This window comes from Paenarthrobacter nitroguajacolicus (assembly GCF_051027655.1).
Lineage (GTDB): Bacteria > Actinomycetota > Actinomycetes > Actinomycetales > Micrococcaceae > Arthrobacter > Arthrobacter nitroguajacolicus.
In genome coordinates, this window is sequence record NZ_CP073234.1 from 1,765,200 (window position 1) to 1,789,208 (window position 24,009).

General features: G+C 61.0%; 15 protein-coding genes and 3 rRNA genes. 16 read left to right on the plus strand and 2 right to left on the minus strand.

Translation table 11 applies throughout. The features are described from left to right. The first annotated feature begins 76 nt into the window (after positions 1 to 76). From KCX59_RS08550 to xerD, 15 genes are all read left to right on the plus strand, one after another. Positions 77 to 733, plus strand: coding sequence for a DNA-3-methyladenine glycosylase (locus tag KCX59_RS08550; protein ID WP_179019382.1), 657 nt, complete (start codon positions 77 to 79; stop codon positions 731 to 733). Between the two features lie 132 nt (positions 734 to 865). Beyond that, positions 866 to 3,094, plus strand: coding sequence for an ATP-binding domain-containing protein (locus tag KCX59_RS08555; protein ID WP_179018916.1), 2,229 nt, complete (start codon positions 866 to 868; stop codon positions 3,092 to 3,094). A 37-nt stretch (positions 3,095 to 3,131) separates the two neighbouring features. Further along, on the plus strand, positions 3,132 to 4,442 hold the full coding sequence (tyrS, locus tag KCX59_RS08560; protein ID WP_091466555.1) for a tyrosine--tRNA ligase: 1,311 nt from the start codon (positions 3,132 to 3,134) through the stop codon (positions 4,440 to 4,442). Between the two features lie 699 nt (positions 4,443 to 5,141). Next, positions 5,142 to 6,662, plus strand: a 16S ribosomal RNA gene (locus KCX59_RS08565). A 570-nt stretch (positions 6,663 to 7,232) separates the two neighbouring features. Then, positions 7,233 to 10,386: ribosomal RNA gene (locus KCX59_RS08570) — 23S ribosomal RNA — on the plus strand. A 162-nt stretch (positions 10,387 to 10,548) separates the two neighbouring features. Beyond that, positions 10,549 to 10,665 (plus strand): 5S ribosomal RNA (gene rrf, locus KCX59_RS08575). Together the 16S, 23S and 5S rRNA genes form the textbook arrangement of a ribosomal RNA operon. A 332-nt stretch (positions 10,666 to 10,997) precedes the next feature. Then, positions 10,998 to 12,956: a hypothetical protein gene (locus tag KCX59_RS08580; RefSeq protein WP_179017417.1), complete on the plus strand. Its 1,959-nt coding sequence runs from the start codon at positions 10,998 to 11,000 to the stop codon at positions 12,954 to 12,956. Beyond that, entirely contained in the window at positions 12,949 to 13,935 is a 987-nt protein-coding gene (locus tag KCX59_RS08585; RefSeq protein ID WP_091466556.1) for an HAD-IIA family hydrolase, read from the plus strand. The genes KCX59_RS08580 and KCX59_RS08585 overlap by 8 nt, the downstream gene beginning before the upstream one ends. Before the next feature lie 9 nt (positions 13,936 to 13,944). Next, complete coding sequence (locus KCX59_RS08590; protein WP_179017416.1) at positions 13,945 to 14,229, plus strand: hypothetical protein; 285 nt, start codon at positions 13,945 to 13,947, stop codon at positions 14,227 to 14,229. 3 nt (positions 14,230 to 14,232) lie between these two features. Beyond that, positions 14,233 to 15,045, plus strand: coding sequence for a TlyA family RNA methyltransferase (locus KCX59_RS08595; protein WP_054809331.1), 813 nt, complete (start codon positions 14,233 to 14,235; stop codon positions 15,043 to 15,045). Positions 15,046 to 15,057: 12 nt separating this feature from the next. Then, complete coding sequence (locus KCX59_RS08600; RefSeq protein WP_179017415.1) at positions 15,058 to 16,098, plus strand: NAD kinase; 1,041 nt, start codon at positions 15,058 to 15,060, stop codon at positions 16,096 to 16,098. Positions 16,099 to 16,101: 3 nt separating this feature from the next. Then, complete coding sequence (gene recN, locus KCX59_RS08605) at positions 16,102 to 17,841, plus strand: DNA repair protein RecN (protein ID WP_179017414.1); 1,740 nt, start codon at positions 16,102 to 16,104, stop codon at positions 17,839 to 17,841. 144 nt (positions 17,842 to 17,985) lie between these two features. Beyond that, on the plus strand, positions 17,986 to 19,731 hold the full coding sequence (locus KCX59_RS08610; RefSeq protein WP_091466563.1) for a CTP synthase: 1,746 nt from the start codon (positions 17,986 to 17,988) through the stop codon (positions 19,729 to 19,731). Positions 19,732 to 19,758: 27 nt separating this feature from the next. Further along, entirely contained in the window at positions 19,759 to 20,421 is a 663-nt protein-coding gene (locus KCX59_RS08615) for an NUDIX domain-containing protein (RefSeq protein ID WP_091466564.1), read from the plus strand. A gap of 2 nt (positions 20,422 to 20,423) precedes the next feature. Then, a complete protein-coding gene (xerD, locus tag KCX59_RS08620; RefSeq protein ID WP_091466566.1) occupies positions 20,424 to 21,383 on the plus strand; it encodes a site-specific tyrosine recombinase XerD in 960 nt (319 codons plus the stop codon). 43 nt (positions 21,384 to 21,426) lie between these two features. On the opposite strand, the gene KCX59_RS08625 is transcribed toward xerD, so the two are convergent. Further along, positions 21,427 to 22,185: a hypothetical protein gene (locus tag KCX59_RS08625; RefSeq protein WP_179017413.1), complete on the minus strand. Its 759-nt coding sequence runs from the start codon at positions 22,183 to 22,185 to the stop codon at positions 21,427 to 21,429. A 56-nt stretch (positions 22,186 to 22,241) separates the two neighbouring features. Between KCX59_RS08625 and KCX59_RS08630 the strand changes: the two genes are divergently transcribed. After that, entirely contained in the window at positions 22,242 to 22,739 is a 498-nt protein-coding gene (locus KCX59_RS08630) for an 8-oxo-dGTP diphosphatase (protein ID WP_091466570.1), read from the plus strand. An 85-nt stretch (positions 22,740 to 22,824) separates the two neighbouring features. Here KCX59_RS08630 and KCX59_RS08635 read toward each other — a convergent pair whose 3' ends face one another. Then, complete coding sequence (locus KCX59_RS08635; RefSeq protein ID WP_179017412.1) at positions 22,825 to 23,964, minus strand: bifunctional 2-methylcitrate synthase/citrate synthase; 1,140 nt, start codon at positions 23,962 to 23,964, stop codon at positions 22,825 to 22,827. Positions 23,965 to 24,009 lie beyond the last annotated feature (45 nt).

Sequence of the window (24,009 nt, forward strand, 5' to 3'; positions counted from 1 at the left end):
TCCGAAGCCCTTGCTAGCGGAAATCGGACATAGCCGTGGCAGGAAATTTTGCTAGGGTCTGCTCATGAGCCCGTCCATGGACAACGGAGTCAGCAGCCCGTCCCAAGTGCGCAAGTTCCTTGGGAGTGATCCACGTGTCATCGCCCCGCTGATTCTTGGCGCGGTACTTACCCACAACTCAGAAGCCGGTCCAGTCTCGGTCAGGCTCACGGAGGTGGAGGCCTATATGGGCCCGCGCGATTCAGAGCATCCCGACCCCGGTTCCCATACCTTCGGTGGTCCTACCGCCCGGAATGCACCAATGTTCGGGCCGCCGGGTTTCCTGTACGTCTACTTCACCTACGGCATGCACTATTGCGCCAACATCGTCTGCGGTCCTGACGGCTCCGCGTCTGCGCTGCTTCTGCGGGCTGGACAGATTGTTGACGGGGATGAGCTCGCTGCCCTTCGCAGGCCGGCCTCCAAGGCGCACAAGGACCTGGCAAGTGGACCTGCCAGGCTCGCCTCCGCGCTGGGACTCACGACGGCGGATACTGGCCGTGACGCCCTCGCCTCACCGTTCAGCCTGTGGTTGCCGACGACGCCCGCAGCTGCCGTCGCCAGCGGACCGCGGGTGGGCGTAGCGGGTCCAGGTGGAAGCACCGAATATCCTTGGCGGTTTTGGATTGAGGACGATCCCACCGTGTCCAGGTACAAGGCTGCCCGGCCCCGGACCCGTAGCGCTGCCGGGTGACTTTCGACGCTGGTGGATCAGTGAAACATGAACTTTCTGTGACGCAGTCCGCCTTATGACGTGCACCCCCCACGTTTACCAAAATCGCTGTAGAATGGACGGTCTGTCTTTTGCGATAGGGGTTACGGTTCGATGCACGACGCTGATTTGGTCCACGAGCAGGAATATGTTGCCGGGCTGTATGCCCGGCTTGATGAGCTGCGCGCCGAAAAGCGCGCCCAGCTGGCGCAGGTGCGCAAGGCCGGCGCGGTGGGAACCATGCAGAACGTCTCAGAACGTGACGCGTTCGCGGCACTGTATGAAGACCGTCTGGCCCAGCTCGACGCCGTCGACGATCGCCTGGTCTTTGGCCGCCTTGACCTCGACTCCGGTGAGGCTCAGTACATTGGCCGCATCGGGCTGTCCACCGCCGATCTGCAGCGCCTTATGGTCGACTGGCGTGCGCCGGAAGCAGGGCACTTCTATCAGGCAACCGCGTTCGACCGTCAAGGCGTGCGTCGTCGTCGCCACCTGATCCTCCAGGGGCGGGACGTAAAAGCGATTGAAGACGACGTCCTGGACGCAGGGATGCTCGCGGACAACGACTCGCTTCAGGGCGAAGGCGCCCTGCTGGCTGCGCTCAATTCCAAGCGCACGGGCCGCATGTCGGACATCGTGGGCACTATCCAGTCCGAGCAGGACCGGATCATCCGTTCCTCCATCTCCGGAGCACTGGTAGTGCAGGGCGGTCCCGGAACAGGCAAGACCGCCGTGGCCCTGCACCGTGCCGCCTACCTGCTGTACACGCACCGTGAGCGGCTCAAGAGCGCCGGCGTCCTACTCGTGGGCCCGTCGTCCTCCTTCATGCACTACATCGAACGAGTGTTGCCATCGCTCGGCGAGACGGGTGTGGTCATGGCCAGCCTGGGACGCCTCATGCCCGGGATTCACGCTATTCCCGAGGAAGATGCGGATGTTGCCGCCCTCAAAGGCAAGCTGGACATGGCAACCGTGGTGGCAAATGCCGTGGCCAACCGGCAACGGACGCCCGCCGAGGACCGCATCCTCGAAGTCGATTCGCGGAAGCTGACGCTGACGGTCCGCCAGGTGCGCCGTGCCCGGGAGAAAGCCCGCGCCACAGGAAAGCCCCACAACGAAGCCCGACTCACGTTCGTCAAGATCCTCCTGCGCGAGCTCACGGAACAACTCACGGACCTGGTCGAGGAAGGCAACATCGGCAACAACGCCGATCGGGCCTACCTGGCGGAAGATGTTAGGTCTGCCCGCGACGTACGTATTGCACTGAACCTCTGCTGGATGCCCATGACGCCCGAGAAACTTATCTCTGAACTCTTCAGCAAGCCGGCCATCCTCGAAGCCTGCACGCCGCACCTGACTGCCGAACAGCGCGCCCTGCTGCAGCGTCCTGTGGATGCCCCTTGGACGGAAGCGGATGTTCCGTTGCTGGATGAGGCTGCAGAGTTGCTGGGTGAACTGGATCCAGCCGCCGGGAGGGGATTGGCACAGCAGGAAGCCGACCGTGCCCGCGATCTCGCCAACGCCAAGCAGACCCTCGCCAACATGGAAGCGATGGGCGTGGACGTACTGGTGACTGCTGAAGAGCTTGCCGAGCAGAACCAGGAACGTGAAGGTCGGCTGACCGCTGCCGAACGCGCCACGAGCGATAGGTCGTGGGCCTTCGGCCACATCGTGGTTGACGAGGCCCAGGAACTTTCGCCCATGCAATGGCGGCTCCTGGTACGGCGTTGCCCGCTGAAGTCCTTCACCATCGTGGGTGACATTGCACAAACGAGTGCAGCGGCCGGGGCCAATTCGTGGCAAAGTGCGCTGGCGCCGTCGTTCGGTGACCGCTGGACGCTGGAAGAACTTACCGTGAACTACCGCACGCCGTCGCAGATTGCCGAGGCGGCTGTCCGCATGGCCAACCGCGCAGGCCTGGTTGTCTCGGCCCCCAAGGCCGTACGCGAAGGCAAATGGTCGCCCATCGTGGACCATGTGGAGTCGGACGGCATCGTCAAGCGCTTGGTAGAGGTCCTGCCGGAGGAAGTGGAAGCGATCGACGGCGGCCTGCTGGCTGTCATCGCCGACGGACCGCTGCTGCCGCAGGCCACCGCCGCGCTGCGTGAGGTCTACGGACGCCGCATCGGCAGCGGCGCAGGCAGCTACCAGCAAGACATCGTGGTGATCAGTCCCAAGGAAGCCAAGGGCCTGGAATTCGACGGTGTTGTGGTTCTGGAACCGGCCGCCATGCTGAACCATGAGCACGGCAAGGTAGGCGACCTCTACGTCGCCATGACCCGTGCCACGCAACGCCTGCGCCTCATCGCGGCCGCGCCGGTACCCGCCGGCATCGAGCGCTAGGAAAAACGGACCCTGCAATCCTGCTAACTTAGATCTCGTGTCACACGTAAACAACCTCGAGTCCCAGCACAACGATCCCGCCTTTGCCAACGTATGGCAGGAGCTCAAATGGCGCGGCCTTGTCCACGTTTCCACTGATGAAACTGAACTGGAAAAGCTGCTCGCCGGGGACCCGATCACGTATTACTGTGGCTTCGATCCCACTGCGCCATCGCTGCACCTGGGCAACCTGGTGCAGTTGCTGGTGATGCGTCGCCTGCAGTTGGCCGGCCACAAACCGCTCGGTTTGGTGGGCGGTTCCACCGGCCTGATCGGTGACCCCCGTCCGACGGCGGAGCGCACCTTGAACACCAAGGACACCGTCGCGGAGTGGGTTGGCTACCTTCAGGGCCAGGTGCGACGCTTCCTCAGCTTCGAGGGCGGGAACCCGGCCCGCATGGTCAACAACCTGGACTGGACAGCACCGCTCAGTGCCATCGATTTCCTCCGGGAGATCGGCAAGCACTTCCGCGTAGGCACCATGCTTCGCAAGGATGCCGTGGCGTCACGTCTGAACTCAGACGAAGGCATCAGCTACACAGAGTTCAGCTACCAGATCCTGCAGGGCATGGACTACCTCCAGCTCTTCCGTGACTACGGCTGCGCCCTGCAGACCGGCGGCTCGGACCAGTGGGGAAACCTCACCAGCGGTACCGAACTCATCCGCAAAGTGGAAGGCAAGAGCGTCCATGCCCTGGGCACGCCGCTCATCACCAACTCTGACGGCACCAAGTTCGGCAAGAGCGAAGGCAACGCCATTTGGCTGGACCCGGACATGTGCAGCCCGTACACGTTCTACCAGTTCTGGCTCAACACCGCCGATGCTGATGTGGTTGATCGACTCAAGGTGTTCACCTTCCTGTCGCGCGCCGAGATCGAGGCGCTTGGTCAGTCTGTGGAGGAGCGCCCCTTTGCCCGGGAAGGCCAGAAGAAGCTTGCCTTCGAAGTGACCTCTTTGGTGCACGGCGTCGACGCAACCGAGAAAGTCATCGCAGCTTCGGCTGCGCTTTTCGGCAACGGCGACCTCACGGTACTGGATGAGCGCACCCTTGAAGCAGCCACTGCGGAACTTCCCTCCGCCACCATTGGCGCCGACGGACTTGGCATCATCGACCTCTTGGTCGCTTCGGGGCTCTCGGACAGCAAGTCGGCTGCTCGTCGAACTGTTGGCGAGGGCGGTGCGTACGTGAACAACACCAAGGTGTCCGATCCCGACGCTGTCATTGCCCGCGACGAACTGCTTCACGGCCGCTATTTGCTGATCCGCCGCGGCAAGAAGAACCTGGCCACCATCGAGGTTTCAGCCTAGCTTTCATCAGTAGTCCAGTTCCGACAGGGCCGGCAACCGTTATGGTTGCCGGCCCTTTCTGCGTTTGAGCGTGGTTGGGGAAGTGCTGGGATGGCTGGGTGCCGCCTCCTCCCGACGCTCTCTCACATCCCGCTGGTTTGGGGGCATGGCTCTCTCACATCCCGCGGGTTCGTCCGGGTGACGCGCTTCACAAATGTCTGTTTGAGCTGATTGGAGTGCTTTTGGGCGTGTTTTCCTTGTGTTTGCGGGGTTTTTGGGTGGTGTTGGGGTGGATTTGGTGTGGGGGTTGGGCGCGTGTAAAGTTATTCGAGTCGCCGCCGCTGATGCGGAAAGATAGCGACCGACTCCCTTCAAATTACCGGTTCCGGTAGCGCTTTTGTGTGCTTCTGGTTGGTGGGGGAGGCCCGGGTTCTGGTTTGCTTTGTGCGGCTGGTTCGGGTAAGTTTGAAAAGTTGCTCCGGAGCGATCCTGGCCCCTTGTGTGGGGTTTGGTGGTGCCGGGTGTGTCTGTTGTTTGAGAACTCAATAGTGTGCCAAGTTTGTTGATACCGATTGTTTTTCAATTGGTTGAAATTATGGCTGGATCATTATGCACCCCCGTGTGTGGTGGTCTGGTTTTCAGCTGGTTTCGAATTTTGTGCAGCCGTGTTCGCCGTTATTTCCGGTGGGTGTGGTTGTGTCTGTTTGGTTTTGTTTTACTTCAACGGAGAGTTTGATCCTGGCTCAGGATGAACGCTGGCGGCGTGCTTAACACATGCAAGTCGAACGATGATCCCAGCTTGCTGGGGGATTAGTGGCGAACGGGTGAGTAACACGTGAGTAACCTGCCCTTGACTCTGGGATAAGCCTGGGAAACTGGGTCTAATACCGGATACGACCATCTGGCGCATGTCATGGTGGTGGAAAGCTTTTGTGGTTTTGGATGGACTCGCGGCCTATCAGCTTGTTGGTGGGGTAATGGCCTACCAAGGCGACGACGGGTAGCCGGCCTGAGAGGGTGACCGGCCACACTGGGACTGAGACACGGCCCAGACTCCTACGGGAGGCAGCAGTGGGGAATATTGCACAATGGGCGCAAGCCTGATGCAGCGACGCCGCGTGAGGGATGACGGCCTTCGGGTTGTAAACCTCTTTCAGTAGGGAAGAAGCGAAAGTGACGGTACCTGCAGAAGAAGCGCCGGCTAACTACGTGCCAGCAGCCGCGGTAATACGTAGGGCGCAAGCGTTATCCGGAATTATTGGGCGTAAAGAGCTCGTAGGCGGTTTGTCGCGTCTGCTGTGAAAGACCGGGGCTCAACTCCGGTTCTGCAGTGGGTACGGGCAGACTAGAGTGCAGTAGGGGAGACTGGAATTCCTGGTGTAGCGGTGAAATGCGCAGATATCAGGAGGAACACCGATGGCGAAGGCAGGTCTCTGGGCTGTAACTGACGCTGAGGAGCGAAAGCATGGGGAGCGAACAGGATTAGATACCCTGGTAGTCCATGCCGTAAACGTTGGGCACTAGGTGTGGGGGACATTCCACGTTTTCCGCGCCGTAGCTAACGCATTAAGTGCCCCGCCTGGGGAGTACGGCCGCAAGGCTAAAACTCAAAGGAATTGACGGGGGCCCGCACAAGCGGCGGAGCATGCGGATTAATTCGATGCAACGCGAAGAACCTTACCAAGGCTTGACATGAACCGGAAAGACCTGGAAACAGGTGCCCCGCTTGCGGTCGGTTTACAGGTGGTGCATGGTTGTCGTCAGCTCGTGTCGTGAGATGTTGGGTTAAGTCCCGCAACGAGCGCAACCCTCGTTCTATGTTGCCAGCGCGTTATGGCGGGGACTCATAGGAGACTGCCGGGGTCAACTCGGAGGAAGGTGGGGACGACGTCAAATCATCATGCCCCTTATGTCTTGGGCTTCACGCATGCTACAATGGCCGGTACAAAGGGTTGCGATACTGTGAGGTGGAGCTAATCCCAAAAAGCCGGTCTCAGTTCGGATTGGGGTCTGCAACTCGACCCCATGAAGTCGGAGTCGCTAGTAATCGCAGATCAGCAACGCTGCGGTGAATACGTTCCCGGGCCTTGTACACACCGCCCGTCAAGTCACGAAAGTTGGTAACACCCGAAGCCGGTGGCCTAACCCTTGTGGGGGGAGCCGTCGAAGGTGGGACCGGCGATTGGGACTAAGTCGTAACAAGGTAGCCGTACCGGAAGGTGCGGCTGGATCACCTCCTTTCTAAGGAGCTGCTAACAGCTGGTTGCTGCGCCTGCATGGGTGTGGTGGTGGTTGTCAGTGTTGCCCATTGCGCAGGCGTCTGTTCTGCGGTGGGTGCTCATGGGTGGAATATCAACGAATCAAACTTGTTTGGCATGGCCTTCACTGGTTGTGTCCTGGTGCCAGTACGGCGACCTGTGCCTCTTGTGGGTGTGGTGTTGTTTGGAACGTGTCGGGGCGTGGATTGTGTGGGGTTGTGTTTGGCGCACTGTTGGGTCCTGAGGCAACAGGACCTTTTTGCAGCAATGCATGGGGGCATCTTCTGGTGTTTCTTTTGTTCCTGCTTCCGGTAGCACTGTTCATCGTGCACGGCCCCGCTTTGGTGTGGGTTGTGGTGGGTGGTGGTCTGGTTGACGGGGTTGTTGTTTGAGAACTACATAGTGGACGCGAGCATCTAGAACACGCACGTGGCTGATCGTCTTTACCCTTTTGGGTGGGGTGGTTGGTGTGTGTGTTCTTACAGCAATTTCTTATGAATGAACCTGGCCCTTGTGGTCGTGGTTCTCTCGAGTAAGTTTATTGATCTTGTGTGGTCAAGTTTTTAAGGGCACACGGTGGATGCCTTGGCATTAGGAGCCGAAGAAGGACGTAGGAATCTGCGATAAGCCTGGGGGAGTTGATAACCGAGCGTTGATCCCAGGATGTCCGAATGGGGAAACCCCGCACAACGCTGCAAGGTGATTGTGTGACCCGCATCTGAACACATAGGGTGCGTGGGGGGAACGCGGGGAAGTGAAACATCTCAGTACCCGCAGGAAGAGAAAACAATAGTGATTCCGTTAGTAGTGGCGAGCGAACGCGGATCAGGCTAAACCGTTTCCATGTGTGATAGCCGGCGGGCGTTGCATGGGCGGGGTTGTGGGACTTTCCGTTCTGGTTCTGCCGGACCAGTGAGGTGAGGTGCAGGCATAGGTGAACGGTCTTGAAAGGCCGGCCAGAGAGGGTGTGAGCCCCGTAACCGTAATGTTGTGCACGGCCTGGGGAGTATCCCAAGTAGCACGGGGCCCGAGAAATCCCGTGCGAATCTGTCAGGACCACCTGATAAGCCTAAATACTTCCTAATGACCGATAGCGGACCAGTACCGTGAGGGAAAGGTGAAAAGTACCCCGGGAGGGGAGTGAAACAGTACCTGAAACCGTGTGCTTACAATCCGTCGGAGCAGTCGTGAGTAATCACAAGTAACTGTGACGGCGTGCCTTTTGAAGAATGAGCCTGCGAGTTAGTGTTACGTCGCGAGGTTAACCCGTGTGGGGTAGCCGTAGCGAAAGCGAGTCTGAATAGGGCGAGTGTAGTGGCGTGATCTAGACCCGAAGCGGAGTGATCTACCCATGGCCAGGTTGAAGCGACGGTAAGACGTCGTGGAGGACCGAACCCACTTCAGTTGAAAATGGAGGGGATGAGCTGTGGGTAGGGGTGAAAGGCCAATCAAACTCCGTGATAGCTGGTTCTCCCCGAAATGCATTTAGGTGCAGCGTTGCGTGTTTCTTGCCGGAGGTAGAGCTACTGGATGGCCGATGGGCCCTACAAGGTTACTGACGTCAGCCAAACTCCGAATGCCGGTAAGTCAGAGCGCAGCAGTGAGACTGTGGGGGATAAGCTTCATAGTCGAGAGGGAAACAGCCCAGACCACCAACTAAGGCCCCTAAGCGTGTGCTAAGTGGGAAAGGATGTGGAGTTGCGAAGACAACCAGGAGGTTGGCTTAGAAGCAGCCATCCTTGAAAGAGTGCGTAATAGCTCACTGGTCAAGTGATTCCGCGCCGACAATGTAGCGGGGCTCAAGTACACCGCCGAAGTTGTGGATTTCACATAATGCCCTAGCCTTCGTGGTTCAGGGGTGTGGAGTGGTAGGGGAGCGTCGTGTGGGCAGTGAAGTCGCGGTGGAAACCAGCGGTGGAGCCTACACGAGTGAGAATGCAGGCATGAGTAGCGAAAGACGGGTGAGAAACCCGTCCGCCGAATGATCAAGGGTTCCAGGGTCAAGCTAATCTGCCCTGGGTAAGTCGGGACCTAAGGCGAGGCCGACAGGCGTAGTCGATGGACAACGGGTTGATATTCCCGTACCGGCGAAAAACCGCCCATGCCAAGCGGGGGATACTAACCGCCCGGAGCCTGCCCGCTCACCCTTGTGGTGTTGTGGGTTTTGGCCGAGCGCGGGACCTGATCCCGGGAGGTAAGCGTATTAACAGGTGTGACGCAGGAAGGTAGCCGGGCCGGGCGATGGTTGCCCCGGTCTAAGGATGTAGGGTCAGGGATAGGCAAATCCGTTCCTGTGTGCTTCGAGCACGATCCTGAGATCTGATGGGACCCCCGTATGGGGGGATCCGGTGATCCTATGCTGCCAAGAAAAGCATCGACGCGAGGTTTTAGCCGCCCGTACCCCAAACCGACACAGGTGATCAGGTAGAGAATACCAAGGCGATCGAGAGAATTATGGTTAAGGAACTCGGCAAAATGCCCCCGTAACTTCGGGAGAAGGGGGGCCTGCCCCGTGATGGAGACTTGCTCTCCGTGAGCGGGTGTGGGCCGCAGAGACCAGGGGGAAGCGACTGTTTACTAAAAACACAGGTCCGTGCGAAGTCGCAAGACGATGTATACGGACTGACTCCTGCCCGGTGCTGGAAGGTTAAGAGGACCGGTTAGCCACTTGTGGCGAAGCTGAGAATTTAAGCCCCAGTAAACGGCGGTGGTAACTATAACCATCCTAAGGTAGCGAAATTCCTTGTCGGGTAAGTTCCGACCTGCACGAATGGAGTAACGACTTCCCCGCTGTCTCAACCATAAACTCGGCGAAATTGCAGTACGAGTAAAGATGCTCGTTACGCGCAGCAGGACGGAAAGACCCCGAGACCTTTACTATAGTTTGGTATTGGTGTTCGGAGTGGCTTGTGTAGGATAGGTGGGAGACGTTGAAACCCGGACGCCAGTTCGGGTGGAGTCATCGTTGAAATACCACTCTGGTCACTTTGGACATCTAACTTCGGCCCGTGATCCGGGTCAGGGACAGTGCCTGATGGGTAGTTTAACTGGGGCGGTTGCCTCCTAAAAAGTAACGGAGGCGCCCAAAGGTTCCCTCAGCCTGGTTGGCAATCAGGTGTCGAGTGTAAGTGCACAAGGGAGCTTGACTGTGAGAGAGACATCTCAAGCAGGGACGAAAGTCGGGACTAGTGATCCGGCGGTACATTGTGGAATGGCCGTCGCTCAACGGATAAAAGGTACCTCGGGGATAACAGGCTGATCTTGCCCAAGAGTCCATATCGACGGCATGGTTTGGCACCTCGATGTCGGCTCGTCGCATCCTGGGGCTGGAGTAGGTCCCAAGGGTTGGGCTGTTCGCCCATTAAAGCGGTACGCGAGCTGGGTTTAGAACGTCGTGAGACAGTTCGGTCCCTATCCGCTGCGCGCGCAGGAAATTTGAGAAGGGCTGTCCTTAGTACGAGAGGACCGGGACGGACGAACCTCTGGTGTGTCAGTTGTACTGCCAAGTGCATCGCTGATTAGCTACGTTCGGATGGGATAACCGCTGAAAGCATCTAAGCGGGAAGCTCGCTTCAAGATGAGATTTCCATACACATTATGTGTGAGAGGCCCCCAGCCAGACCACTGGGTTGATAGGCCGGATGTGGAAGCGAGGACTAAAGACTCGTGAAGCTGACCGGTACTAATAGGCCAACAACTTACACCACACACAACACACTGCACGCGTCCACTATGTGGTTCCCGAACAACAACCCGCTTGTTCCAGGAACCAACAACTAAATAACAACACCACAGTTGTAACCACCACAGATTTCCCACCCCGAAAAACAGCCCACACCAGGCACAACACCGGGGACGGGTAACAAGGTTACGGCGGTCATAGCGTGGGGGAAACGCCCGGTCCCATTCCGAACCCGGAAGCTAAGACCCACAGCGCCGATGGTACTGCACCCGGGAGGGTGTGGGAGAGTAGGACACCGCCGGACAACCATTAGGTAGAGACCCCCCAACCCACCACGGGTCGGGGGGTCTCCCGCATTTAACAACCCTTCACACTCATTTGACTGCCAGTAGTGGCTAAGCCCACACCCGAACGCAGCTATTGCTATGTGGTACTTCAGGTGTTCGGCGCTTGTGAGACTTGCCACGGGACGCCCCAGAGATGGCCTCGGCGTTCGGTCGCTGTGGCGGTGTCGAATAGAATTGAACAAGATATACGAGTCGGCAGACGAGTGCTGCCGGCGGCGTGACAACGAAATAAGGGTTATGAGCGACTACGCACGCGCCAGTGGTCGGCTCGCAACAGGAGGAATCCACCATGGCTGAGCACAACGGCGGCAATCGCGGCGGCAATCGCGGAAACTTCGGAGGGAACCGGGATGATCGCGGTTCGTACCGCGCCAACAACAATTCCGGCGGAGACCCCCGTGGCTTCCGTTCCAGGGAGAACAGGGATGGCAACGATCGTCCGGCACGCGATGGTGAGCGTCGCCCGTTCAACAATGACCGTAACGATCGTCCGGCACGCGATGGTGAGCGTCGCTCCTTCGGCGGCGACCGTGACCGTAAGCCGTTCGGTGACCGTAACGATCGTCCTGCACGAGACGGCGAACGCCGTTCATTTGGTGACCGTAACGACCGTCCGGCACGCGATGGTGAGCGTCGTCCCTTCAACAACGATCGTGGTGACCGTAAGCCGTTCGGTGATCGTCCCGAGCGCGGACCGCGTAATTTCGATGGCCCCCGACGCGATAACGATGAGCGTCGCTCCTTCGGCGGCGACCGTGACCGTAAGCCGTTCGGTGACCGTAACGAGCGTCCGGCACGAGACGGTGAACGCCGTTCGTTCGGTGACCGTCCGGCACGAGACGGTGAACGCCGTTCGTTCGGTGACCGTCCGGCACGCGATGGTGAGCGTCGCCCCTTCAACAATGATCGCGGTGACCGTAAGCCGTTCGGTGATCGTGGTGACCGTCCGGCACGCGATGGTGAGCGTCGCCCCTTCAACAATGACCGCGGTGACCGCAAGCCGTTCGGTGATCGTCCCGAGCGCGGACCGCGTAATTTCGATGGCCCCCGTCGCGATAACGATGACCGTCGCCCCTTCAACAATGATCGCGGTGACCGTAAGCCGTTCGGTGATCGTGGTGACCGTCCGGCACGCGATGGTGAGCGTCGCCCCTTCAACAATGACCGCGGTGACCGTAAGCCGTTCGGTGACCGTCCCGAGCGCGGACCGCGGAACTTCGGCGGTGACCGCAACGACCGTGGCGGTTCGTGGGAAGAGCGTCCGGCCCGGGTCCCCAATGCCAAGGACATCCGCAGCGCCAACCGTCCTGACCGCGAACGCTCTCCTGAGATTGACGAGGACGTCACGGGCAAGGAACTCGACCGCGCCACGGGTCACCAGATCAAGACCCTCGAGGAGCAAAGCGCGGGCTGGGTCGCGAAGCACCTGGTCATGGCAGGCCGCCTGATCGACATTGAGCCGGAGCTCGCATTCCAGCACGCCCTCGCCGCGAGCCGACGCGGCGGACGACTCTCGGCCGTGCGTGAAGCGGTCGGGCTGACTGCTTACGCTGCCGGCCACTACGGTGAGGCACTGCGCGAATTCCGTACGTACCGCCGCATCAGTGGTTCCAACGTGCATTTGCCGGTGATGGCTGACTGCGAGCGTGGCTTGGGACGTCCGGATCGCGCCCTTGACATGGTCCGTTCTCCCGAAGCCCAGGATCTTGACGCTCCTGGCAAGGTTGAGCTTGCCATCGTGGCCTCAGGTGCACGTGCGGACCTCAAGCAATTGGATGCTGCGGTCAGCGAGCTTGAGATCCCGCAGCTGGACATCAACCGGGCCTTTTCGTATAGCCCCCGCCTCTTCCGCGCATACGCTGAAGCTCTGAGTGCTGTGGGTCGTACCGAAGAAGCAGACAAGTGGGCCCGGCAGGCGCTCGTAGCTGAGAACGCTTTGGGCGTGGGCGACTTCGCTGAACCCGAAATTCTGGACCTGGGCTGGGACGAGCAGGAAGAAGCAGCTGCGCGTAAGCCGCGCTTCGAGAAGCCGGCCCCGGACGCCGACGTCGTGAAGCCTGAAACGGAGACGGTCATCGTTGAGGCCGCAGCCGCTGATGTTGAGCATGATGATGTTGAGCTTGATGACGTCGAGTCTGATTACTTCGAATCCGATGACGCTGAATCTGACATCGATTCAGCGGACGAAGAAGCAGAAGCAAAAGACGAAGACACCGAGAACGAGGGCTCCGACTCCCAGCATGGCTGATTCACTGATCTCATCGTTTGATGCTGTCCTTTCGGATCTGGATGGAGTGGTTTACGCAGGACCGCACGCCATTCCCGGGGCTGTGGAGTCATTGCAGCGTCTCGAAACCGTAGGCGTCGGCCTGGGTTACGTGACAAACAATGCCTCACGCACCCCTGCCCAGGTCGCGGCGCATCTGCGTGAGCTCGGAGCACCGGCTGAGGACCACCAAGTGGTTAGTTCCTCCCAGGCGGCAGGGGAGCTTCTGGCTTCCATGCTGCCTGCGGGGGCGCATGTCCTCATCACTGGCAGCGCAGCATTGGCCCATGAGATCGAACTGGTGGGACTCAAACCGGTGCACAGCGCCGCCGAATCACCGGTTGCGGTCGTCCAGGGATTCAACCCGGAGATTGGGTGGAAGGATCTGGCGGAGGCATCATATGTCGTAGCCGGGGGTGCCATGTGGTTTGCCACCAACACAGACATGTCCATCCCGCAGGCCCGCGGCATGGCACCGGGTAATGGAACGCTGGTTGCCGCGGTGGCGGCTGCCACGGGTAAGACGCCGTTGGTGGCAGGCAAGCCCGAAGCGCCCCTTTTCCACGCGGCAGCCAAACGGCTAAATGCTGATCGTCCGCTGGTTGTGGGCGACCGTTTGGACACGGACATCCTGGGTGGCAACCGCGCAGGATTTGCGACGGCGGCAGTCCTCACCGGTGTGGACACCACCCACACCATCATTGCGGCGCGAACTGACGAACGTCCGGATTACCTGCTGGCAGACCTGGAAGGCCTTTATGCGCCGTATCCGGAGGTTGTCAGCGACGCCGGCACGTTCCGCTGCGGTGCAGCCACTGCAGTTGCAGGGGACGGGACCGTCACGGTGACTGGCCTTGAGGGTGACCTCGATGCATGGCGCGCGGCGTGCGCGGCATGGTGGGCAGCGGTTCCCGACACGGACGTGGCGCAGGCGCCGCAGCTGGAATGGCGAAATCACTAGACTGGTGCGATGACCGAGCCCCAACACTCAGAGCCTCAACACCCAGAGGCGGAACATCCTGAACCGGAGCGACCCGCGGTCCAGTGGCCTGAGGCCGCAAACCCCACAGGTGATCCGCTGGTGGACAGGGCACTAGGCCTGCTGGAGGACGTGAATAAATTGCCCGTGCCGGACCATGGGGACCTGTACGCCGGCATCCATGACGGCTTGTTGGAAGCCTTGGATGCCGAACCGGGGCTTCCGGCAGTCCCGAAAAGCACCCCCAGCGATCCCCGCCCGGAAGGCGACAGCTAACGTATGCCAAGACTTGATCAGGAACTCGTCACCCGCGGGCTGGCGAGGTCCCGTACCCATGCCGCCAAGCTCATTAGTGACGGCAAGGTCAGCTCGGGCGGCAACGTCCTCGTCAAAGCCTCGCACCAAGTGGATGCTACGACCGGGTTGGATGTCGAGTCCCACCTGGAGGACATCTACGTCAGCCGCGCCGGGCATAAGCTGGCCGGCGCGCTGAAGGCGTTTCCCGCCGTCGTCGTTTCCGGGAAGAGGTGCCTCGACGCCGGTGCCTCCACGGGCGGTTTCACTGACGTCCTGCTGCGGCAAGGTGCCGCCGAAGTAGTGGCGGTGGACGTGGGGCACGGCCAGCTGGTCACGCACCTCCGGGAGGATCCCAAGGTGGAGGTCCACGAAGGCCTGAACGTCAGGTATATGACGGCGGAGCAGATCGGCGGTCCGGCACAGCTGACGGTGGCTGATTTGTCTTTCATCTCGTTGACGCTGGTCCTGTGGCCGCTTGCGCAGTGCACCGAGCCGGGCGGCGATTTAGTCCTTATGGTCAAACCGCAGTTTGAGGTTGGCAAGGAGCGTCTGAGCCGAACCGGCGTGGTGTCCTCAGAGAATGAACGACGGCGGGCGGTCGCCCAAGTGGCCCGCGCAGCAGTGGATGCCGGCCTTGAACTTCAGGACCTGGCAGCCAGTCCGCTTCCCGGGCAGGACGGAAATGTTGAATACTTCCTGTGGATGACGCGCAGGATGTCCTCGGTGTTGCCTAAGATCGAAGAGCGGGACGAGGACGTTGCTGCATTGATCCGGAAACTCTGGCCGAACCACTAGAAAGCAGATTCGATGAGCAGGCGTGTACTTGTCCTTGCCCACACCGGGCGGGAGGAATCGCTCCGCGCAGCGTGGGATGCCTGTACGCAACTGCATGCCTCTGGTCTGGTTCCCGTGCTGCAGAAGTCCGAACTTGCAGATATCGAACGGTTCTTTGGTGCACTCGATACGCCCATCGAGATCCTCAACGATCACGTCAATCTGGAGGACGTGGAACTCGTGATGGTCCTGGGCGGCGATGGCACCATACTCCGCGCGGCTGAGCTGGTCCGTGAAGTCGATGTCCCGCTGTTGGGCGTCAACCTGGGTCACGTGGGTTTCCTCGCGGAAAGTGAACGCGCCGATCTGGCCCAAACGGTGGAGTGGATAGCCAGCCGTGAATACACGGTGGAAGAACGCATGACCATCGATGTCCAAGTGTGGGTCAAGGGCCAGAAGATTTGGCACACGTGGGCTTTGAACGAGGCTGCCATTGAGAAGGCCAACCGTGAACGCATGTTGGAAGTTGTCACCGAAGTTGACGAGCGTCCTTTGACGTCGTTCGGCTGTGATGGTGTTGTCCTCGCGACGCCCACGGGTTCCACGGCCTACGCTTTTTCTTCAGGTGGGCCCGTCGTGTGGCCTGAGGTTGAGGCTTTGGTCATCGTCCCGATCAGTGCACACGCACTTTTTGCAAAACCCTTGGTGGTGTCGCCCCGTTCCAAGTTGGCCGTCGAAATCATGAACCGTACCGACGCCGTGGGGGTCCTCTGGTGCGACGGCCGTCGTTCGGTGGATCTCCCGCCTGGAGCACGCGTTGAAGTAACGCGTTCGGCGACCCCGGTGCGGCTGGCCCGGACGCACAAGACACCGTTCTCGGCCCGGCTTGTCCGGAAGTTCCAACTTCCCATCCATGGCTGGCGCGGCCCGGCGCCCCGGAGCGGCGAAGTGCACACCGGACCCATCCCTGTCATCCGCACACTGTCACCGGCACCGTTGCCCAGCCCCCGGGACTCCGGAACGGCCCCGGACCGGGGGCACGGTGAGCCATCAGACCCCACGAATGCGAAGTGAAACATGCTCGAAGAACTCCGAATCCGTGACCTCGGCGTCATAGCCGACGCCGCCCTGCCGCTGGGCCCCGGCCTCAGCGTCGTCACCGGCGAAACCGGTGCAGGCAAGACCATGGTGGTGACCGCCGTCGGACTTCTTCTTGGTGCCCGTTCGGATGCCGGCGCCGTTCGGAGCGGCGCCAAATCTGCGTCGGCGGAAGCTGTGCTGAAGCTCGATCCAGCGCACAGTGCGGTGGAACGCGCCAAGGAGGCCGGCGGGGAGGCGGAAGAGTTCGACGGCGTTGCTGAGCTCCTGCTGGCCCGCACCGTGGGTGCCGACGGGCGTAGCCGGGCTTATGTTGGCGGACGTGCGGCACCGGTGGGTGTATTGGCTGAATTGGGCGAGAGCCTGGTGGTGGTCCACGGCCAGTCAGACCAGATCCGGCTCAAGAGCGCCACCGCACAGCGGCACGCCTTGGACAGGTTTGCCGGAGCACCCCTCGCCACGACGCTGGGGGAGTATCAGGAACTGTTCAACCACTGGAAGGCCATCCAGTCCGAACTCGAAACACTGCGCAGCGAAGCCCGCGAGCGTTTGCGGGAGGCTGAATCCCTGGACGCGGCCCTCAAGGAAATCGATGAGGTGGATCCCCAGCCTGGTGAAGACGAAATTCTTAAGGCCGAGGCCGTAAAACTGGCCAATGTGGAAGAACTGCGTTTGGCGGCAGCTGCGGCCCATGAGTCCCTCATTGCCGAAGAATTCGGAGACGCCGGCGACGCAACGACCATGGTGGATGCCGCCAAACGGACACTGGAGCACGTGGCGGAGCACGACGAGGAACTTCGTTCCGCAGCAACGCGGCTGGCGGAGGTCGGCTTCCTCCTCAATGACATCGCCGCCGAGTTGTCCAGTTACCAGGCAGCGCTGGACACGGAAGGCCCCGAACGGCTCTCCGAAATCGAGGAACGCCGCGCTGCCCTCGCCAGGCTGATTCGAAAGTACGCCCCCAGCATTGACGAAGTGCTTGAGTGGGCTGCTGCGGCCAGGACACGCCTCGACGAGTTGCAGGATGACTCCAGCCGCATCGAGGCCTTGGACGCCGAGGTGGGTTCTGCGGAGGCAACCCTGCGCAAGCTGGCCGCGGGCATCACCAAAGCCCGCCTCAAAGCTGCCAAGGACCTCTCAGCGCGGGTCAGCGCCGAGCTGAAGGCCTTGGCCATGGCCGACGCCACGTTGGTCATCGAGGTTGATGGCAGCGGCGTGCTGGGGCCGTGGGGCACCGATGAGATCGCCTTCCTCCTAAGGCCTCACTCCGGGGCTCCGGCGAGGCCACTGGGCAAGGGTGCCTCCGGCGGTGAACTGTCCAGGGTCATGTTGGCAATCGAGGTAGTTCTTGCCGCAGTGGATCCCGTCCCCACGTTCGTCTTCGATGAAGTGGACGCCGGCGTGGGTGGGCGTGCCGCCGTCGAAATCGGCCGAAGGCTGGCCATGCTCGCCCGGCACGTCCAGGTCCTTGTGGTCACACACCTGCCACAGGTAGCGGCCTTCGCAGATCAACATATCCGCGTGACGAAAACTTCCGTGCGTGGCGCTGATGGGAAGACAACCACGGGGTTCACGTCCAGTGACGTTCAGCTTCTTGGCGACGACGAGCGGGTCAAGGAGCTTGCCCGCATGTTGGCCGGTCAAGAGGATTCCGAGAGCGCGCAGGCGCATGCCCAGGAATTGCTGGACGACGCGAAGCTCCTGCCGCAGCGCGCGTAGCGTTGCCGGGGTTAGCTGCCGCGGGCTAGTGCGAGCACAATCACATTGGTGCGCTTCTTCCCGCCCAGGTCTTGCTTGGAATGCGGTGGTGAGCAACTATTGACCATTTGGGGAATCCGAACAGACGCTTGGAAGGCGTAATTGATGATAAGCTCGAATTCCGTGGTGCAGCGATCAAATTCCCGTGTAAATTCCCGGTTCCCGGGCTCGTCCAAGACGACCAAACACATCTTCGTCACCGGTGGTGTGGCGTCCTCGCTCGGTAAGGGTCTGACGGCTTCAAGCCTCGGTCACCTGCTGCGGGCACGTGGTTTGTCTGTAACTATGCAGAAGCTCGATCCCTATCTGAACGTGGATCCGGGCACGATGAACCCCTTCCAGCACGGCGAAGTATTCGTGACGGACGACGGTGCCGAAACCGATCTCGACATCGGACACTACGAGCGCTTCCTCGATGAGAACCTTGAAGGTTCGGCCAACGTCACAACGGGCCAGATCTACTCCACCGTCATCGCCAAGGAACGTCGCGGCGAATACCTTGGAGACACAGTTCAGGTTATTCCCCACATCACGGATGAAATCAAGCGCCGTATGCGCCTGCCTGCCGAAGGCAAAAACGCTCCGGACGTCATCATCACCGAAATCGGTGGCACGGTGGGCGACATCGAGTCGCAGCCGTTCCTTGAGTCCGCACGCCAGGTCCGCCAGGATGTGGGCCGCAACAACGTCTTCTTCCTGCACGTTTCATTGGTGCCGTACATTGGCCCTTCCCAGGAGCTGAAGACCAAGCCCACCCAGCACTCCGTGGCTGCCCTCCGCTCCATTGGCATCCAGCCTGAAGCCATCGTGATCCGCTCGGACCGCGAAGTGCCTGATGCCATGCGCGAAAAGATCGGCCGCATGTGCGACGTCGACATCGACGCAGTGGTTAACGCTGCTGACGCACCCAGCATCTACGACATCCCCAAGACCCTTCACTCGCAGGGCTTGGACTCCTACATCGTCCGTGCATTGGATCTCCCGTTCAAGGATGTTGACTGGACCAAGTGGGACAAGCTGCTTGAAGCTGTCCACAACCCCAAGCACGAGGTCGAGGTTGCCCTTGTGGGCAAGTACATCGACCTCCCGGACGCCTACCTCTCGGTCACTGAGGCTCTCCGCGCCGGAGGTTTTGCCAACGAAGCCAAGGTCAAGATCCGCTGGGTCCCCTCGGACGAGTGCGAAACCCTGGCAGGTGCCACCAAGTCCTTGGCCGGTGTGGACGCCATATGCGTTCCCGGCGGCTTCGGTATCCGTGGCCTCGAAGGCAAGCTTGGCGCTTTGAAGTTCGCCCGCGAAACCAAGCTCCCGGTCCTGGGCTTGTGCTTGGGCCTGCAGTGCATGGTGATCGAGTACGCCCGCAACGTGGTTGGCCTTGAAGGTGCTTCCTCCAGCGAGTTCGAGCCCGACTCGAAGTACCCGGTTATTGCCACCATGGAAGAACAGTTGGACATCGTGGAAGGCAAGGGAGACCTCGGCGGCACCATGCGCCTGGGCCTCTACGAAGCCAAGCTGGACGAAGGCTCGGTCATTGCCGAGACCTACGGCACCACCACTGTCAGCGAACGGCACCGCCACCGCTACGAGGTCAACAACAAGTACCGCGACCAGATCGCTGCCGAGGGGCTGGTGTTCTCGGGTACTTCCCCGGACGGCAAGCTCGTGGAATATGTGGAGCTTCCCCGCGAAGTCCACCCGTACTACGTGGCAACCCAGGCGCACCCGGAGCTCAGCTCCCGCCCCACGCGCCCCCACCCGCTGTTCGCAGGTTTGGTCAAGGCTGCCTTGGAACGTCGTGAAGGTGCGCCTGTGGCCACCAAGACCGGTGCCCGCACGGTAGCTGCCAAGTAAACGCAAGTACTAACGAAGGACGGCGCGATGCCCGGTATTTCTGAAACCCCCCGCACATCAAGGCAGGTTTCGGACATGCCGAGCCCGCGCCGTCTTTTGTCTACCAGCAAGGTATATGAAGGCCGCATTTGGGACGTCGTCAGCGACTCGTTCCAACTCAGCGACGGCACGGACACCCTGGTTCGTGACTACATCGACCACCCCGGCGCAGTAGCGGTGCTGCCCATGAACGTGGACGGTGAGATTCTCTTGCTGAAGCAGTACCGGCATCCGGTCGCCATGGATCTGTGGGAGATCCCCGCCGGCCTGCTGGACGTTGAAGGCGAGGACTTCGTGGTGGGCGCGGCCCGGGAACTGGCGGAGGAAGCCGACCTGGTAGCGGCTACCTGGAACGTCCTTGTGGACTTCTTTAACTCGCCGGGTTCCTCCAGCGAGGCAGTCCGGATCTACCTGGCACGGGGCCTCAGTGACGTACCGTTGGCGGACCGGCATGTCCGCACCGATGAAGAAGCTGAAATTGAACTTCACTGGGTGCCGCTCGAGGACGCCGTGCAAGCAGTGCTGGAAGGCCGGTTGCATAATCCGTCGGCAGTGCTGGGGATCCTCGCTGCCGCTGCTGCGAAGGCTGATGGCTTCACCAGCCTTCGTCCAGCCAACGCGCCTTGGCCGGCTCACCCGAGCCAGCGCTGAGCATGGCCGAGGCCGCCACTCGAACCGTCAATGGCGTTGACCGTGCAGTAACCGACTATCTGCAGCACGTAGGCGTGGAGCGCGGCTTGGCGGCGAACACGCTGTCCGCGTACCGCAGGGACCTCGCCCGGTATTCGAACTTCCTTGCCGCGCAAGGCGTGGATCAGCCGGGAAACATCACACGGCATCACGTGACCGCCTTCGTGCAGGCCTTGTCCGACGGTTCGGACGGCGCCGCCGCCCTGGGGGTGCGCTCTGCTGCACGCACAGTGGTAGCTGTGCGTGGCCTCCACAAGTTTTGGGCGCTGGAAGGAACCACGACGGCGGACCCAGCCAGCGATGTGCACCCACCAATGCCGGGCAAGCGGCTGCCAAAAGCCATCAGCGTTGGTGAAGTGACGCGCATCCTGGAAGCTGCCGGCTCAGACAGCGCTACCGGTCTGCGAGACCGCGCATTGCTTGAATTCCTTTACTCCACGGGAGCCCGCATCAGCGAGGCCGTGGGGTTGGACGTCGATGACGTCTCCCTCGAAGACACCGGCGGTGACCCTGCCATCGTGCGGCTGTTCGGCAAAGGTTCCAAGGAACGCCTGGTACCCCTGGGCTCTTACGGTGCCCGCGCCGTCGGGGCCTATGTTGTTCGCGGCAGGCCATTGCTGGCGTCCAAGGGCAAGGGCTCCCCGGCGCTGTTCCTCAACGCCCGGGGTGGCCGGATCAGCAGGCAGAGTGCGTGGACCATCCTTAAGGCCGCCGCCGAGAAGGCGAATATCACCAAAGATGTCTCTCCACACACGCTGCGCCATTCCTTCGCCACCCACCTCTTGGAGGGTGGGGCGGACGTCAGGGTGGTTCAAGAGCTGCTGGGACACGCGTCCGTGACCACCACCCAGGTCTATACGCTGGTCACCGCGGATACTTTGCGTGAGGTCTACGCAGCAGCGCATCCAAGGGCGCTCGGATAACCAGGGCGCCGGGATAAATCCAGACCCTAAGATAACGCCAAGGTTACTCGAGCACGTTAAGCGTCAGCTCCACGGCGTCCACGAACAATGCCAGCAGCGAGGTCCCCAAGCCAGCTACTAGCAAGAGGCCGGGGTGTGCCAGCCCTACCACCACGCGCTTGAGCCGGGGGCGTCCGCGGAGGAACTTCTTCGGTACGCGTGTCTTCAGTGGTATCTGACGCCAGCCCCGCAGCCGCCGCAGAAACCACGCACAGCGGACGATGAACGCCATCCACAGGATAGAGAGCACCAGCGGAACTGCTGCCAGCATGAGATTGAAACCCAGAGCCGTGACTTCCTTTTCGGAATCGCCAATCACGGACTGGACGGTGGTGGAGATGGAAGCACTCATCACCACTGAGGCTGCCCACACCATGAAGGCTGCCACCAGTGCAAGGAACCGGACGAAGAAGTGGCCCAAGACGGTTGCGTCGACTGCCCTGAGGTGGCTTCGCGGCGTGGCATGCAGCACCACCAGCGTAGAGATCAAGGTGGGCAGTGCGGCCACGAGGACCAGCAGGTACCAGGTCCATCCGGCCAGGTCCACCACTTCGTCCAAAACGATCAGTCCTGCCCAAACCACCGTCCAGGCCCACCCTGCATAGAGCGGGTGTGCCACGAGCCAGCCTGGCAACCAGGCGTCCCGTTCAGGTTTAGCCTTGGGGACTGTTTCTCCTGCACCCGAACCGTCGTTGGGCGGCGGTTCGCCAACGCTTTCGCCGGCTGCCACCTGGGCTTGCCGGTTGCCCCCACCTTCAGTCATGGGCTCACTGTAGCAATGGCGGCAGCGGCAGGGGAGATCAGGTTAAGGTAGGCAGCATGACTGCAGCCCATGTGACTTTGTGCTTCCTCCTCCGCGACGGCGCGGACGGAGAACATGTCCTGCTCGGGACCAAGAAGACAGGTTTCGGTCGGGGCAAGGTGGTGGGCGTCGGCGGGCACGTTGAGTTGGGGGAGACCGCCTCACAGGCTGCGTGCCGTGAGGTCATGGAAGAGATCAACGTGGTGGTGCACGCGAAGGACCTGATTCCGGCGGGCACAGTTGATTTCGTTTTCCCTGCGAGGCCGGAGTGGAACATGGCCACCACCGTGTTCCTGACCCGCGCGTGGGAGGGGGAGCCATCGGAAAGCGACGAGATCGCCCCTGAATGGTTCCCCGTGGCGCAACTTCCAGTAGAGCGGATGTGGGCTGACGCGGAACACTGGCTGCCGGCCATGATTTCCGGCCAGCGCATCGCCGTGAGGGTGGCCTTGGCGGCAGACAACGAGAATGTGGCCGACGTCCATACCATTGATTGGGTGGATCCTCAGCGGTAGCAGTACCGAAGCAAGTACGACGACGGGCCGGTCACCTTTCGGTGACCGGCCCGTCGTCGTAGAGTTCGCCAAATCTCGGGACGCGTTAGGGGACGTGCCGCTCTTCCGGCCCGTTGTATTCGCTCAGCGGGCGGATCAGTGAGTTGGATGCTACCTGTTCCATGATGTGGGCGGTCCAGCCGGTGATGCGGCTGGCGACGAACAATGGGGTGAACGTCTGGGTGTCGAAGCCCATCAAGTGGTAGGTGGGCCCGGCCGGGTAGTCGAGGTTGGGCTTGATGGCTTTGGCCTCGTCCATGGCCTGCTCGAGTCCGTTATAGAGGCCCAGGAGCTCAGGCCTGCCGTAGTGGGCGATCATCTTGTCCAGGGCGGCTTTCATGGTGGGCACGCGGGAGTCGCCGTGTTTGTAGACGCGGTGTCCGAAGCCCATGACCTTCTTCTTCTGGGCCAGGGCGTCTTCCATCCAGGCCCGGGCCCGGGTGGCGGCTTCCTCGAGGGACTCTTCGCTGCGGATGCCGATCTCATCGAAAGTGTGCATCACGGCCTCGTTCGCTCCGCCGTGCAGTGGACCCTTGAGGGCGCCAATCGCGGCGGTAACCGCCGAGTGCAGGTCAGCGAGCGTGGAGGTGACGACGCGGGCGGTGAAGGTGGAGGCGTTGAAGGAGTGCTCGGCGTACAGGATCATGGAGACGTTGAACGCCTCCACCACCTCCGGAACCTGTTCTTCGCCGAACGTCATCCACAAGAAGTTGGCCGAGTAGTCCAGGTCCTCACGCGGTTCAACGGGTTCCTGTCCGCGACGGCGGCGCTGGTCATAGGCCACGACGGCGGGCATGGCGGCCCAGAGATCAATCGCCTTCTTCATGTTCGCTTCAGGTGAGGAATCCTCCGCCAGCTCGTGCCTGGCGCCCAGCACCGACGCTGCCGTGCGGCACACGTCCATAGGGTGCGCCGTGGTGGGCAGTGTATCCACCACTGACTTCACTACGGGGTCCAGAGCACGTCCTGCGCGCTCGCGGGCCGTGAATTCGGAGAGCTCTGTTTCGTTGGGCAGTTCGCCATTCCACAGCAGGTAGGCGACTTCTTCGAAGCTGCATTTAGCGGCCAGTTCCTGGACCGGATACCCGCGGTACAGCAGCGAGTTGGTGTCCGGGTTGACCTTTGAGACCGCGGTGTAGTCCACCACGACGCCGGCAAGGCCTTTTTTGATGTCTTCAGCAGCCATGCTGAACTCCTTCGTTCATAGTGCAGGCGCTCCGAGTAGGCCAGA

Bases quoted from the DNA above. Each gene is read 5' to 3' on its own strand.
- KCX59_RS08615 (WP_091466564.1), top strand. From the start codon at position 19,759: ATGCCCGGTATTTCTGAAACCCCCCGCACATCAAGGCAGGTTTCGGAC.
- KCX59_RS08610 (WP_091466563.1), top strand. From the start codon at position 17,986: ATGATAAGCTCGAATTCCGTGGTGCAGCGATCAAATTCCCGTGTAAAT.
- KCX59_RS08600 (WP_179017415.1), top strand. From the start codon at position 15,058: ATGAGCAGGCGTGTACTTGTCCTTGCCCACACCGGGCGGGAGGAATCG.
- KCX59_RS08635 (WP_179017412.1), bottom strand. From the start codon at position 23,964: ATGGCTGCTGAAGACATCAAAAAAGGCCTTGCCGGCGTCGTGGTGGAC.
- KCX59_RS08550 (WP_179019382.1), top strand. From the start codon at position 77: ATGGACAACGGAGTCAGCAGCCCGTCCCAAGTGCGCAAGTTCCTTGGG.
- KCX59_RS08595 (WP_054809331.1), top strand. From the start codon at position 14,233: ATGCCAAGACTTGATCAGGAACTCGTCACCCGCGGGCTGGCGAGGTCC.
- KCX59_RS08580 (WP_179017417.1), top strand. From the start codon at position 10,998: ATGGCTGAGCACAACGGCGGCAATCGCGGCGGCAATCGCGGAAACTTC.
- xerD (WP_091466566.1), top strand. From the start codon at position 20,424: ATGGCCGAGGCCGCCACTCGAACCGTCAATGGCGTTGACCGTGCAGTA.
- KCX59_RS08555 (WP_179018916.1), top strand. From the start codon at position 866: ATGCACGACGCTGATTTGGTCCACGAGCAGGAATATGTTGCCGGGCTG.
- KCX59_RS08630 (WP_091466570.1), top strand. From the start codon at position 22,242: ATGACTGCAGCCCATGTGACTTTGTGCTTCCTCCTCCGCGACGGCGCG.
- KCX59_RS08585 (WP_091466556.1), top strand. From the start codon at position 12,949: ATGGCTGATTCACTGATCTCATCGTTTGATGCTGTCCTTTCGGATCTG.
- KCX59_RS08625 (WP_179017413.1), bottom strand. From the start codon at position 22,185: ATGACTGAAGGTGGGGGCAACCGGCAAGCCCAGGTGGCAGCCGGCGAA.
- recN (WP_179017414.1), top strand. From the start codon at position 16,102: ATGCTCGAAGAACTCCGAATCCGTGACCTCGGCGTCATAGCCGACGCC.
- KCX59_RS08590 (WP_179017416.1), top strand. From the start codon at position 13,945: ATGACCGAGCCCCAACACTCAGAGCCTCAACACCCAGAGGCGGAACAT.